At 27.0% G+C, this 12718-nt stretch carries 15 protein-coding genes; all 15 read left to right on the top strand.

Features of this window, described 5'->3' with window-relative positions; translation table 11 throughout:
• Positions 1-8: 8 nt before the first annotated feature.
• The 15 genes from CNZW441b_RS05060 to CNZW441b_RS08205 all read left to right on the top strand — a co-directional run bounded on the left by CNZW441b_RS05060 (position 9) and on the right by CNZW441b_RS08205 (position 12713).
• Positions 9-1079 carry a DUF5644 domain-containing protein gene (locus CNZW441b_RS05060; protein ID WP_131165820.1) on the top strand — a complete coding sequence of 357 codons (1071 nt, stop codon included), beginning with the start codon at positions 9-11 and terminating at the stop codon, positions 1077-1079.
• Positions 1076-1459, top strand: coding sequence for an ornithine carbamoyltransferase (locus tag CNZW441b_RS05055; protein ID WP_131165819.1), 384 nt, complete (start codon positions 1076-1078; stop codon positions 1457-1459). Before CNZW441b_RS05060 ends, CNZW441b_RS05055 begins: the two co-directional genes overlap by 4 nt.
• Before the next feature lie 7 nt (positions 1460-1466).
• A complete protein-coding gene (locus CNZW441b_RS05050; RefSeq protein WP_243830586.1) occupies positions 1467-2069 on the top strand; it encodes an RsmD family RNA methyltransferase in 603 nt (200 codons plus the stop codon).
• Between the two features lie 95 nt (positions 2070-2164).
• Entirely contained in the window at positions 2165-2800 is a 636-nt protein-coding gene (locus CNZW441b_RS05045; RefSeq protein ID WP_131165817.1) for a carbonic anhydrase family protein, read from the top strand.
• A gap of 257 nt (positions 2801-3057) precedes the next feature.
• Positions 3058-5307 carry a thiosulfate reductase PhsA gene (gene phsA, locus CNZW441b_RS05040; protein ID WP_131165816.1) on the top strand — a complete coding sequence of 750 codons (2250 nt, stop codon included), beginning with the start codon at positions 3058-3060 and terminating at the stop codon, positions 5305-5307.
• 6 nt (positions 5308-5313) lie between these two features.
• Complete coding sequence (locus CNZW441b_RS05035) at positions 5314-5886, top strand: 4Fe-4S dicluster domain-containing protein (RefSeq protein ID WP_131165815.1); 573 nt, start codon at positions 5314-5316, stop codon at positions 5884-5886.
• Entirely contained in the window at positions 5879-6826 is a 948-nt protein-coding gene (nrfD, locus tag CNZW441b_RS05030) for an NrfD/PsrC family molybdoenzyme membrane anchor subunit (RefSeq protein ID WP_131165814.1), read from the top strand. Before CNZW441b_RS05035 ends, nrfD begins: the two co-directional genes overlap by 8 nt.
• Before the next feature lie 168 nt (positions 6827-6994).
• Complete coding sequence (locus CNZW441b_RS05025) at positions 6995-8041, top strand: flagellar basal body P-ring protein FlgI (protein WP_131165813.1); 1047 nt, start codon at positions 6995-6997, stop codon at positions 8039-8041.
• The gene (locus tag CNZW441b_RS05020) at positions 8041-8367 is read left to right on the top strand and encodes a rod-binding protein (protein WP_131162898.1); all 327 of its coding nucleotides are present in this window, start codon (positions 8041-8043) and stop codon (positions 8365-8367) included. Before CNZW441b_RS05025 ends, CNZW441b_RS05020 begins: the two co-directional genes overlap by 1 nt.
• Positions 8368-8435: 68 nt before the next feature.
• Positions 8436-8636, top strand: coding sequence for a flagellar biosynthesis anti-sigma factor FlgM (locus CNZW441b_RS05015; RefSeq protein ID WP_131165812.1), 201 nt, complete (start codon positions 8436-8438; stop codon positions 8634-8636).
• 37 nt (positions 8637-8673) lie between these two features.
• Positions 8674-9108, top strand: coding sequence for a flagellar protein FlgN (locus tag CNZW441b_RS05010; protein WP_131165811.1), 435 nt, complete (start codon positions 8674-8676; stop codon positions 9106-9108).
• Positions 9109-9118: 10 nt separating this feature from the next.
• Entirely contained in the window at positions 9119-10945 is a 1827-nt protein-coding gene (gene flgK, locus CNZW441b_RS05005) for a flagellar hook-associated protein FlgK (protein WP_131165810.1), read from the top strand.
• A gap of 104 nt (positions 10946-11049) precedes the next feature.
• Positions 11050-11814, top strand: coding sequence for a TIGR02757 family protein (locus tag CNZW441b_RS05000; RefSeq protein WP_131165809.1), 765 nt, complete (start codon positions 11050-11052; stop codon positions 11812-11814).
• Positions 11804-12571, top strand: a complete 768-nt coding sequence (locus tag CNZW441b_RS04995) for a TSUP family transporter (protein ID WP_131162893.1) — start codon at positions 11804-11806, stop codon at positions 12569-12571. Before CNZW441b_RS05000 ends, CNZW441b_RS04995 begins: the two co-directional genes overlap by 11 nt.
• Positions 12572-12581: 10 nt before the next feature.
• Positions 12582-12713 carry a hypothetical protein gene (locus CNZW441b_RS08205; protein ID WP_262867985.1) on the top strand — a complete coding sequence of 44 codons (132 nt, stop codon included), beginning with the start codon at positions 12582-12584 and terminating at the stop codon, positions 12711-12713.
• Positions 12714-12718: the final 5 nt, after the last annotated feature.

Here is a 12718-nt window from a genome sequence, read left to right as displayed (position 1 = left end):
AAACTAGAATGAAAGATTTAGAGCTTAGAATTTTTAGATTTGATAGTAGACAAGATTATGAAGCATATTATAAACCTTATGTTTATAACAATTATGAAAATTTCGCTTCTTTTTATGATTTACTTTTGCAGATTAGTGATGATGATATATATTTTGAATTTGAAAAAAATGAGAATGCTTTTGTATTGATTAATAATAAACCTTTTAAATTAAATACCCCGTTAAATAAAATATTACAAAATGAAGGTTATGAACTTAAAATAGAACCATTAAGCACTAAAAGAGCTGTTAAAGATCTTATTATCAATAAAGATGATTTTTATGATCGCTTTAAACTCATTTCACATCTAGTCAGCGAAGAGGATAGAAAAATTTATGAAAAATATGATTATTTATACTATACAAGTAAGATTTTAAAATATTTACCTAGTTATCTTGGAGATTCTTTTTTTTATTTTGTAGAGCAAATGATAAAAAAATATCCTGATAAAAAAGAGAGTTTTTTAAAAATTATTAAAGATGAAAATAGGGGAATTTTTTATCATGTAAAAACTGAAAATTTAGTTTTAGAGCAAGCGATTGATTTTCTAAAGCAAGAAATTTTAAAAGCAAAACTTTTTGATGAAACCCTTTTGAACAATAAGGAAATAATCTTAGAATCTTTTCGTAGTGAATTTAAAGAGCCAAGTGATATTAAATATAATTTTAAAGATTTTAATATCGGTTTATTTATTCGTAAGGATATTAGATTTAGTACTAAGCTTGAAGCAAAATTTATTTCTTTTTCTAAAAATCCAAAAACTTCAGGTTTTGAATTTTTAAATTTAGATGAAGAGCTTTCTTATAAGATAGCAGCTGATATTATACTCAAAGCTTATGATGCTGGGTGTGATTTTTTAGTTGTTGATACACCAAGTGATTTTTATATGTTTGATTCTTGTTCTAAAAAATTGATGCAAACAAGCGGTAGAGAATTTAATGATTTTTATATTATTAGTCATTATGAATTTTTTGCTCTTATGGCAGGCGTTAAAATAGAGTCGCTAAAAAGCCATTCTTTAAAGGTTACTTTGATATGAAAATTTCTCTTGAATGCAGAGATCTTATCATAGAAAAAGCTTTAGAGCTTTTTTTAAAAGATTATTTGGTTATGAAAAAAGATTGTGATTTTATTATTTGTGATGAAAAAATTCCAAGCTCTAAGCCTTTATTTATTATCAATGAAAACTCCCCTTTTTTAAGCATTCCTTTTAGTAAAGAAGAACTTTTTGCTTCTTTAAAAGAATTCGATCAAGCATTAAAACTTGCTGCACAAAAAATCGCAGATGAACAAAGAAGAATTTTAGAAGCTAAAATTGATACAATAGCTAATGAATTTAAAAAAAGCTATCAATTAGAAATTGATAAATCTATTATAAAATTAAAAAATAAATTAATCCAAGTTCTAAATGACGAGTAAGGCTTATTTGAAAGAAAGAGATTTCAAAAGAAAAAATTCTAAGAAGCTTTATACTAGTATTGAAAGTGGTAAATTTAAAGGTAAAAAACTTCTTTTACCAAGTTTAAGTACTACAAGAAGTACAAAAAGTATAGTAAAAGCTTGTGTGTTTAATGTTTTAAGGGATATCTTAAGAGATAAGATCTTTATAGAAGTTTTTGGCGGGAGTGCTTTAATGGCCGCTGAAGCTTTAAGTAATGAAGCTTTAAAAGCTTATGCCATAGAGCTTGATTATAAAGCTTATCATATAGCTTTAGAAAATGCTAAAAATATAAGTAGTGAAATAATAGCTTTACAAGGAGATAGTTTTAAAATTTTACCAGATTTGGTTTGTGATTTAAATAAAAAAGAATTGATACTTTATTTTGATCCTCCTTTTAATATCAGAGATGGTTTTGATGAAATTTATGAAAGAGTTTATGAGCTAATTAAAAATTTAAATACTTCTCATATTGTTTATATAATAATAGAACACTATTCTTTAGTAAAAACACCACAAAATTTAGGTATTTTTAATTTAATAAAAGTAAAAAAATTCGGATCTACAAGCCTTAGTTTTTATACTATTTGAATTCTGTTTATTAATGGAATTAAGTTTATATGGTGAAATTCATTTAATTTTTAATAAATATATTTATAATTTTAAAAATTTAAAAAAGGTTTAATATGTTTAAAATAATTATTTTTTTAATATTTTTGAGTTTAAATTTGTTAAATGCTTCTAATCAAAGTCCTATCAATATTGATAAAAATTTAAGTAAGAAAATAAATAATTCTTTGAGTATTATTTATAGTGGCGGGATTAAAAATATTATTAATACTAAATATGTTTTAAAAATTTACACCTTAGATTCTAATAAAATTATTTTTAATAGTTTGGAATTTACTTTAAAAGAATTTCATTTTCATATCCCTGCGGAAAATACCATAAATAACGTTAGATATCCTTTGGAACTTCATTTTGTGCATAAAAATTCTTTAAATCAAATTTTAGTAATAGGAGTTTTGTTTAAAGAAGGAAAGGAAAATTTAATTTTAAATCAAATTTTGACTAATGTGGAGAATTCTAAAAAAAATTTGAATTTAGATTTGAAAGATTTATTGCCTAAAAATAAATCCTATTTTAATTTTAAAGGTTCTTTGACAACCAAGCCTTATGCAGAAGGTATAGAATGGATAGTTATGGAGCATCCTTTGGAATTATCAAAATCTCAAATTTTGAAATTTCAAAAATTATTAGAAAACAATGCAAGATCCTTGCAACCTTTAAATAATAGGATAATTAAATACTTCAAGGAATAATCCTTGAAAATAAATTAAAAATTTTTAAAAATAGAATTAAATACTTTTTAAAACTTTCATTTATAAATCTCTTCATCATTCTTAATATTTTTTATAGCTAGGTATTTTTGATGGATAAAATTGATTGAATTAAATGATGCCAAATAATCAAAGATATTTTATCTAATAATTAAACAAAATATTAATATATATTTAAGATATTATTAATATACTTTTATAAATATTAAATAAATTATAAACAATTTGGAGTATATTTCATGAATACTTGTAGAAGAAATTTTATGAAATGTGTGGGTTTGAGTCCTATTGTATTAAATATGCCTGGAGTTTTGGGAGCTTTTGATAAAGAATTAAAATTTCCTAGAAAATTTACTAAAAGTATTTGTGAAATGTGTAGTTCAAGATGTTTTATTGATGTAAGAGTAGATAAAGAAAATAAACTTTTTATACAAGGAAATATTTATTCTAAAGCAACTCAAGGAAAGATTTGCGCTAGGGGTGGATCTGGTGTAAGTCAGCTTTTAGATCCTAAGCGTCTTGTTAAACCTTTATTAAGAATTGGAGAGAGAGGTGAGGGAAAATTTAAAGAAATAAGCTGGGAAGAAGCTTATAAGTTTATTGCTTTAAAACTAAATGAAATTAAATCAAAATATGGAGCTAAAAGTGTTGCCTTTGCCTCAAAATCAGGTCCTGAGTCTATATTTATAAATCAATTTGCTTATGCTTATGGATCGCCTAATATTTTTGATCACGGAAACACCTGTCCTAGTGCTTATTCTGTGGCTTTAAAAAGTGTTTTTGGAACAAGTTCTTTAGAAAGAGATTATGCTAATGCTAAATTTATACTAAGTTTTGGACATAATATTTATGAGGGTATGGTTATTAGTTATATAAGAGCTATAAATAAAGCCTTAGAAAAAGGTTGTAAATTAGTTTCTTTAGATCCTCGTTTTTCTATGCTTTCTTCAAAGGCAAATGAGTGGATACCTATAAAACCAGCAAGTGATGTAGCTTTTATGTTGGCATTTATTCATATTTTAATTTATGAAGAGCTTTATGATAAAAAATTTATTCAAAAATACACCATAGGGTTTGAGAAGCTTAAAGAAAGTATAAAAGATTACACCCCAGAACTTATGGCTAAAGAATGTGATATAGATGCTAAAAAGATTAAAGAGCTTGCACGAGAATGCGCTTCTTTTTCTCCGCATTGTATTGTAGATTATGGACATAGAAGCACTTTTACTCCTGAAGAAATCGAATTTAGAAGAGCTATAGCCATTGCAAATACTTTGCTTGGAAATATAGAAACTAAAGGTGGAATTTATTTTTTGAAAAATGCAAAAATTTATAATAAATTTGCAAAAGAAAATGTAGCACCTATCTTTGAAAATGTCTTACCAAAGATTATTAAACCAAAAGATTTAAGGATAGATGGGGTTGATATTAAGGATGGAGAATTTAGCAAAATTGGAGAAAAAAGAGGAATTTATACTAAAGTTTTTAATACTATTTTAACTCAAGATCCTTATCCGATTTCTGGACTTTTTATTTCAAGATCAAATCCGGTCATAACGGCCAATAATGCAAAAGAAGTAATAGCAGCTCTTAAAAAACTTGAATTATTTGTTTGCATTGATATATATTTAAGCGATAGTGCGATGTATGCAGATGTGATTTTGCCTGAGTCAAGCTATCTTGAAAGAGATGAACAATTTTTGGCAAATGCAGGCAAATATCCAAGCTATAGTGTTCGTCAGAAAGTACTTGATCCTATAGGTGATACAAAGGCTTCTAGTCAAATTTTTAAAGAGTTGGCTACTTATATGAATTTAAATAAATTTTTTCCTTATAAAGACATAGAAGATTTTAGAATGAAACAAGCTTTTAAATATCCTGAATTTATATATGAACTTAAAAATAAAGGAGTATTAGAATATGGGATTGAGTTATTGGCAAGAGATAAAGAAAGTATTGAAAAATTTATAGAAAAATATCCTAATTCTAAGCAATTTTTAGACGAAGATGGCGAATTTAAAGATTTGCTTGCGTGTCAGACTTTAAGTGGCAAAATAGAACTTTTTGATGAGGTATTGGAAAAAGCTTGTGCAAGGGGAGCTTTAACATACAATAAAATAAAATTAAAAGAAGAAAATGAGTTTTATTTTATACAAGGAAAAGTAGCTGTACATACTAATGGACATACAGTTAATGTGCCTTGGCTTAATGCTTTGATGGATAATAATGCTGTATGGATTAATCAAAAAATTGCCAATGATTTAAATTTAAAAAAAGGAGATAGTATAAAAATCACAAATGAAGTAGGTAGTGTAATAGCACAAGTTTTGCCTACTATAGGTATTAGAGAAGATACCATTTTTGCTTATTTTGGCTTTGGACATATAAATAAAAAAGGTATAAGTGCTAGTTATCTTTTAAAAAATGATATTTCGCCAGTGTGTGGTAACAATGTTCATACTATAGGTGTTAGCATAGAAAAAGTTTAAAGGCTTATAATGAAATACGCAATGATTTTTAACACTCAAAAATGTATAGGCTGCCAAGCTTGTACTATAGCTTGTCGTAGTGAAAATTCAGTTCCTGAAGGCCTTTATAGGCTTCAGGTTAAAATCAAGGGCCCTAAAGGTATTTTTCCTAATTTAGTTTTTGATTTAAAAAGACATTCTTGCCAGATGTGTGAAAATGCTCCTTGTGTTGCTTGTTGTCCTACAAAGGCTTCTTTTATAGATGAAAATGGTATTGTAGATATTGATGCAAATAAATGTGTGGGTTGTTTATATTGCATCGCAGCTTGTCCTTATAATGCAAGATTTTTGGATCCTAAGAGTAAAATTCCTAATAAATGTAATTTTTGTAAAGATACTCATTTAAAATTTTATGGAGAGCCTGCTTGTGTTAGGGTGTGCCCTTCAGATGCTTTAATTTTTGGAGACTTAGAAAATATCAATGATCCACTCTATAGTGTTTTAAGTAAAAAAAATTACATTAGATACAAAGAGTACCTTAAAACAAAACCAAAATTATTAATCATAGCTGCAAGTAAAGGAGAAATAAATTATGAATGAAATTTGGGGCATAGAAAATACAAATCAAATTTGGCATTGGCCAATAGCTATTTATTTATTTTTAGCAGGACTTTCTTCAAGTGCGCTTTTAACAGCTCTTAGTTTAAAATGGAGCAATGCAAAATCATATATCGCTTTTATTAAATCAGGCATTCTTATTTCTCCTATAGCAATTATTATAGGGCTAATTGTTCTCATTTTTGATCTTAGTAATCCTTTGAATTTTTATCAGCTTTTATTTCATTATAATTTAAAATCAGTTATGTCTATAGGAGTTTTGCTTTTACTTTTTTATACCCCAATTTGCGTGATATATGCTCTTGCTATTTATAAAGAGTTTTTACAAAAAACATTTTTTAGTTTTTTTATAAAAAGTTTTAAATTTATGTTTGATTTTTTAGAAGTAAAATTAATTTATATAGAAAGAATTCTCTTTATTTTGGGAGTTGGAGTTGGAGTTTATACAGGATTTTTACTTTCTGCTATAGAAAGTTTTCCTGTTTATAATAGTCCTATTTTGCCTGTTTTATTTTTAACAAGCGGTTTATCAAGTGGAATTGCAGCTTGTATATTTTTTGGAATTTTGTTTTTTAAAAAAGATCTTTTAGAGGAAAAATCTAAATATCTTTTAGCAGCAGATTTAAGGGTGATTCCTATTGAGTTGTTATTAATTTTTGCTCTTTTTATGGGACTTTATTTTCAAGGCAAAGGATATATTATTCCGATTATAAGTATAAATTTTAGTTTTTTAAGTTGTATTTTTTGGATAGGAGTAATTGGATGCGGTGTTGTAATTCCTAGTATTATTTCTATTACTGCTTTAAAAAATCACGCTTATAGATTAAATTTTATACTCTTAAATTCTTTTTGTGTAATGCTTGGAGTTTTAGCTTTGAGACTTTTTATATTGTATGCTGGGAATTTTTATGATTTAAACTAGTTAAATTTATTAATTTTTATATGAATATTAAATATTTTATTAGTTTAATTTATAGATTTTAGTTTCTTTTATACAAGAAATTGTAATTTTTATTTTTATCAATATTTGGAAAATTGGAACATTTCTTGCTTTGTTTTTGTATTAAGTTATAGATTAAAGGAATAATCGATGAGAATTTTGGCGTTTTTTTTATTCTTTATTGCTAGTGCTTTTGCGGTTCAAATTAAGGATATTGCCAACACCGTTGGAGTAAGAGACAACCAATTAATAGGTTATGGTTTAGTTGTTGGATTAAATGGAAGTGGAGATGGAACAAGTTCTAAATTTACTCTTCAATCCGTTTCAAATCTTTTGCAAGGTATGAATATAAAAGTTGATCCAAATGATATTAAATCAAAAAATACTGCAGCAGTTATGGTAACTGCAAAACTTCCTGCTTTTGCAAAAAGCGGAGATAAGCTTGATGTAACTGTTTCATCATTAGGAGATGCTAAATCTTTGCAAGGTGGAACTCTTTTGCTTACAGCTTTAAGAGGGATTGATGGAGAAATTTATGCCATAGCACAAGGTTCTTTATCTGTAGGAGGTTTAGCTCCAAGACCAGGAGGAGCAGGATCTCATTCCACTGCTGCTACTGTAATGGGAGGGGCTAATGTTGAAAGAGAAATTCCGCAAAATTTTAATGAAAGCAATAATTTAACTTTAAGCTTAAAAACGGCAGATTTTAAAACAGCCAATGATATAGAAAGAGTTTTAAATACTATTTTTGAAGAAAATGTTGCAAAGGCTGTTGATTCAAGAACAATAAAACTAAACAAACCAGAAGATCTTTCTAATGTAGAATTTATGGCTAGAGTTTTAGAACAAGATATTGCTTATACGCCACAAAATAAAGTTATCATTGATGAAAGAACTGGCACAGTGATTGCTGGAGTTGATGTAGAAGTTGAACCTATTTTAATTACTCATAAAGATATTACTATTAAAATTGATCCTAATAATTCTACTGCTTTAGCTGGTAATGAGATTGATATGAAAGATGGAGGAATTGTTGATCCTAATTCTAATACTTTAAGAATTAATAGTTCAAAAACAACTGTAGCAAATATAGCAAGAATGCTTAATAAGCTAGGTGCTAGTCCAAATGATATTATAGCCATTATGGAAAATTTAAAAAGAGCAGGTGCTATTAATGCTGATTTGGAGGTTATATAATGAAAATTGATAATTTCTTAAATACTTATAATATGTCAGGTCAAATTTATGATTTAAAAAAACCTTTTGAAGCTAGAGTAAAAGACAATGAAGTTATTGCAAAAACACCTCAAGATCAAGCTTTAAAAGAGCAAACAGATGCTTTTGAAGCTTTTTTGGTTAAATCTGTGCTTGATATTTCTTTAAAAAATCAAAATTCACTTTTTGGAAAAGATGCAAGTGATGAGATTTATTCGTCTATGTATAATGATACTATGAGTAAAGCTTTAAGTGGCGGACTTGGATTTTCTAAATTATTATACGATTTTTTAAAAGAAAGGAGTTAATTTTTTTTAGATTTATCCGATATGCCTTATAGGAAATTGTAAAATCCATTTTAATAAGGAAGGCAAAAATGATAAATCCAGTAAAACAAGGTTATCTTAGTAGCATTGCTGCTGTAGATACAAATAAATCAGATAAAAAAATAAAACTAGATAACACTCAAAAAACGGAAAATGAGAAAGTTGTAAAAATTGCTGAGCAGATTAAAAATGGAGAGTATAAGATAGATTTGAAAGCTACGGCAAGTGCAATTGCAGATTCTTTAATCTAATTTCTTTTCTCCTTTTTTGAGTAAAAAAGGAGAAATAATGATAAAAAAACATTTAGATGAAGTCAATGCGATTTTAGAGGATTTAATTTCGCTTACTACTGAAGACATAGAAAATATTAAAGTTGCCAAACATGAAAGTGTTTCTTCAAGTGTAGAAGAAAAAAATAAATTAATATCTAAATTTAATCAAGCCAAAAAAGAACTAGATCAAGCTTTAATTACTCTTAATAATAGCTCTACAGCAGGATTATCTCAAGTGCTTGATGATGAAGATAAGCAAAAGCTTGATCAACTTAAAAATAATCTTCAAACCCTTTATGCAAAAAATAAAGAATATGCAAAATTTGTTTTAATTGTTAAAGATTTTTTAGATGGCTTGCTTAATAAAATGTTTGATACAAATAATGGAACAAATAATGCTTATGGAGATAAAAAGACTACACCAGAATCATTTTTTAAAATAAATGTTTAAAGGGTTATAAATGGGTATTTTTTCTACATTGCATACAGGAGTAACAGGACTAAAAGCAAGTGAAGTTCAAATTGCTACAACAAGTAATAATATTTCAAATGCTAATAGCACTTTTTATACTCGTCAAAGAGTTGTTCAAACAACAAATGGATTTTATACAACAGGAGGAGTGCAAGTTGGCACTGGAACGAGTGTTGATAGTATCATTCGTTTGCATGATGAGTATTCTTATTATAAGTTAAAAAATGCCTCAACGCAACTTGAATATACAAAATATTTAGGAGATACATTAAAAGAAGTGTCCCAAAGATTTCCAGATCTTCAATCAACTGGAATTTTAAAAGATTTAGAAAATTATAATAAAGCTTGGAATGATTTTGCTTCAAATCCTAATGAAAATGCGACAAAAGTAGCTCTTGTTAAAGCTACTCAAACCCTAACAGAAAGCTTAAATAATACTTTTTCTACTTTAGGAAAAATGCAACAAAAAGTTAATGATGATATCAAATCAACAGTTGATGAGATCAATCGTATTGGTGAAGAAATCGCAACAATTAATAAACAAATTTATGGACAAGAAGCTTTGATTACAGAACATGCTAATGAATTAAGAGATAGAAGAGATGAGCTAGAATTGACTCTTTCAAAATTAGTAGATAGTGTTGCTTCTAAAAACCCAATCGATCAAAACAGTCGTTTTGATCAAACTATTACAGATCCTGGTCATCAATATAATCTTAGTATAGAAGGTTTTACTATAGTCGATGGAATCAATTTTCATCCTTTAAAGCTTGATTATGATGATAAAAATAAATCTTATAGCATTTATTATGAAACAGCAGATGAAAAAATTCGTGATTTAACTGGAAAGATTAAAGGAGGGCAGCTTGGAGCACAACTTGATCTTCGAGGTAGAGATTATAATAAATTAGAAGGAAAGTATGAAAATGGAATCCTTCAAGGTTATATGGATTCTTTGGATACTTTTGCAAAAACTTTAATTAATGAAACAAATAATTTATATGCAAGTTCTGCAAAAAATTCAATGACTTCTGATTATATTAATGGTCTGCAGTCTAATATACCTTTAATGAATTATGATAGAACTATACAACCTGGAAGTTTTGATATTGTTATTTACGATGAAAAGGGAGATAAAAAAGCTACAAAAACTATTACTATAGATGTTAATACTACTATGGAGGATTTGGTAAGGCAGATTAATTTTAACTCCGATGATAATGGCGATCATAACAGCCAAAATGATGTAGATGATTTTATCAATGCAAGTTTTAGCTATGATCCAAAAAGTAATAGTGGTTTATTTCAAATCAATGCAAAAAGTGGTTTTAAAGTTGCTATTGAAGATAAAGGAACCAATTTTGCAGGGGCTTTTAGCATAGGGGGATTTTTTAGTGGAAATAATGCAGGGAATATTTCTGTTAAAGATAGTATACTAAGTGATCCTAGCACTTTAAGAGCAAGTTTAAGTGGTGTAGATAGTGGTAATGATATGGCAAATAAGATTATCCAACTTCAATACGATAAAGTAAATTTTTATAATGATGATGGCACTATTGATAAGCTTACTTTGGAAGAATATTATAGAAAATTTACAGGAAAGATTGCAAGCGATGGAGAAAACAATGAAGTTATCCTTGCAAGTAATACCACTTTATACAACTCTGTTTATACAGAGTATCAGTCCAAAAGCGGTGTAAATACCAATGAAGAATTGGCAGCTTTGATACAATATCAATCAAGTTATGGGGCAGCAGCAAAAATTGTTAGCACTGTTGATCAAATGCTTGATACTTTATTGGGGCTTAAATCTTAGAAAATGGTTTTGAAATTTGACTTTTTTGTCAAATTTCTTCTTAGTTTTTGAAAATTCTTATATGTATTGATTTTGTATTAAGTTAAAGCAAATAGAAGGTTTTAATGCAAAATTTAAATAATCTTAAAATAAAATTAGATAATTTAGCAAAAGAAAAAAATAATCTTGAGTCTTTGTTTAATGCTCCTGATCCTCTTCAAATTGCTAAAATACATAATGATGAATTTATATCATTAATCTGTGCTCTTTTTGCTTATGGAAATGCAAAAAATATACTTAATTTTTTAAAAAAGCTTGATTTTAATTTAATTAATTCAAGCGAGGAACAAATTAATAAAAAATGTAAAAAATTAAAATATCGTTTTCAAAATGAACAAGATATCACCCAGATTTTTATTACTTTTAGAAGATTAAAACAAGAAATTTCCCTTAAAGAATTATTTACTAGTGCTTATCAAAAAGAAGAGAATATTTTAGATGCTATTTTAATTTTTATGCAAAAAATAAAAACATTAAACAATTATGAAAGTTATGGATATAATTTTTTCTTTTCTAAAATTTTTGAAAATATTCCAAAATCCCCATTAAAACGTTATAATATGTTTTTAAGATGGATGGTAAGAAAAGATAATCTTGATATGGGACTTTTTGATAAAATTCATACTAAAGACCTATTAATGCCTTTAGATATACATACTTTTAAAACCTCTATAGCTTTAGGACTTGTTAAGCGCAAAGTGTATGACTTTAAAAGCGTGTTAGAATTAACAAATAAACTCAAAGAATTTGATTTTTATGATCCTGTAAAATATGATTTTGCTCTTTATAGATTGGGGCAGAGTAAGGAGATTTTAAAACATGGGACTTGAGAACTTTGATGTAATTTATTATTTTGTGCTTTTGTTTGTTGCTATTTTTGCAGGATTTATTGATTCTATTGTAGGAGGAGGTGGTCTTATAACTATACCCGCTCTTTTAGCCTGTGGGGTTTCACCGCATTTGGCTATAGCAACTAATAAACTTCAAAGTGTTTTTGGATCTTTGACCGCTGCTTTTACTTACTATAAATCAACAACTTTGCCTCATTTAATTTGGGGAGTTTTTTTTACAGCTATTGGAGCGGCTATTGGAAGCTATGGTGTTTTATTTGTTGAAGATGATTCTTTAAAAATTATAATATTAATATGTTTAACTTTTACCTTTTTATATATTGCATTTAAACCTAATTTTGGAAAAGAAGAAAGCAAAGCAAAGATTAAAAATATTAAAATTTTTCATATTATTTGTGGGTTAACTTTGGGTTTTTACGATGGTTTTTTAGGGCCAGGAACTGGATCTTTTTGGATTTTCGTTTGTGTTTTTTTATTGGGTTTTAGTATGAAACAAGCTAGTATTAATACTAAAATTTTAAATTTTTCTAGCAATATTGTCGCCCTTTTTATTTTTATTTGGCAGTATAAAATTTTATGGGATATAGGTCTTTTAATGGGTTTTGGGCAAATTATAGGTGCATTTTTAGGTTCAAAACTTGTTTTAAAGACTAAGGGTCATTTTATAAAAATTTTATTTTTAATTGTTGTTGCCTTAACAATTATAAAAGTATCTTGGGATTATTTTATAAAATAAAGGAAAATTTATGCATAAGATTATTTTTTTGATTATTTTTTCTTCTTTGCTTTTTGCAAAAGATTTTATAAATTTCGATCAAAATATTTCTAAAGAGCAACAAATAAATAAAAAAAAGATAGTTAAAATTCCAACTCATTAAGGATA

Source organism: Campylobacter novaezeelandiae, from assembly GCF_018968685.1.
GTDB lineage: Bacteria > Campylobacterota > Campylobacteria > Campylobacterales > Campylobacteraceae > Campylobacter_D > Campylobacter_D novaezeelandiae.
The sequence above is the reverse complement of the archived record's forward strand: the minus strand, read 5'-3'. Positions and strand labels throughout refer to the sequence as shown.

What these genes read in the sequence shown, in the direction of transcription:
- CNZW441b_RS05060 (WP_131165820.1), top strand. Translation starts at nt 9, where the DNA reads ATGAAAGATTTAGAGCTTAGAATTTTTAGATTTGATAGTAGACAAGAT.
- CNZW441b_RS05055 (WP_131165819.1), top strand. Translation starts at nt 1,076, where the DNA reads ATGAAAATTTCTCTTGAATGCAGAGATCTTATCATAGAAAAAGCTTTA.
- CNZW441b_RS05045 (WP_131165817.1), top strand. Translation starts at nt 2,165, where the DNA reads ATGTTTAAAATAATTATTTTTTTAATATTTTTGAGTTTAAATTTGTTA.
- phsA (WP_131165816.1), top strand. Translation starts at nt 3,058, where the DNA reads ATGAATACTTGTAGAAGAAATTTTATGAAATGTGTGGGTTTGAGTCCT.
- nrfD (WP_131165814.1), top strand. Translation starts at nt 5,879, where the DNA reads ATGAATGAAATTTGGGGCATAGAAAATACAAATCAAATTTGGCATTGG.
- CNZW441b_RS05025 (WP_131165813.1), top strand. Translation starts at nt 6,995, where the DNA reads ATGAGAATTTTGGCGTTTTTTTTATTCTTTATTGCTAGTGCTTTTGCG.
- CNZW441b_RS05020 (WP_131162898.1), top strand. Translation starts at nt 8,041, where the DNA reads ATGAAAATTGATAATTTCTTAAATACTTATAATATGTCAGGTCAAATT.
- CNZW441b_RS05015 (WP_131165812.1), top strand. Translation starts at nt 8,436, where the DNA reads ATGATAAATCCAGTAAAACAAGGTTATCTTAGTAGCATTGCTGCTGTA.
- CNZW441b_RS05010 (WP_131165811.1), top strand. Translation starts at nt 8,674, where the DNA reads ATGATAAAAAAACATTTAGATGAAGTCAATGCGATTTTAGAGGATTTA.
- flgK (WP_131165810.1), top strand. Translation starts at nt 9,119, where the DNA reads ATGGGTATTTTTTCTACATTGCATACAGGAGTAACAGGACTAAAAGCA.
- CNZW441b_RS05000 (WP_131165809.1), top strand. Translation starts at nt 11,050, where the DNA reads ATGCAAAATTTAAATAATCTTAAAATAAAATTAGATAATTTAGCAAAA.
- CNZW441b_RS04995 (WP_131162893.1), top strand. Translation starts at nt 11,804, where the DNA reads ATGGGACTTGAGAACTTTGATGTAATTTATTATTTTGTGCTTTTGTTT.
- CNZW441b_RS08205 (WP_262867985.1), top strand. Translation starts at nt 12,582, where the DNA reads ATGCATAAGATTATTTTTTTGATTATTTTTTCTTCTTTGCTTTTTGCA.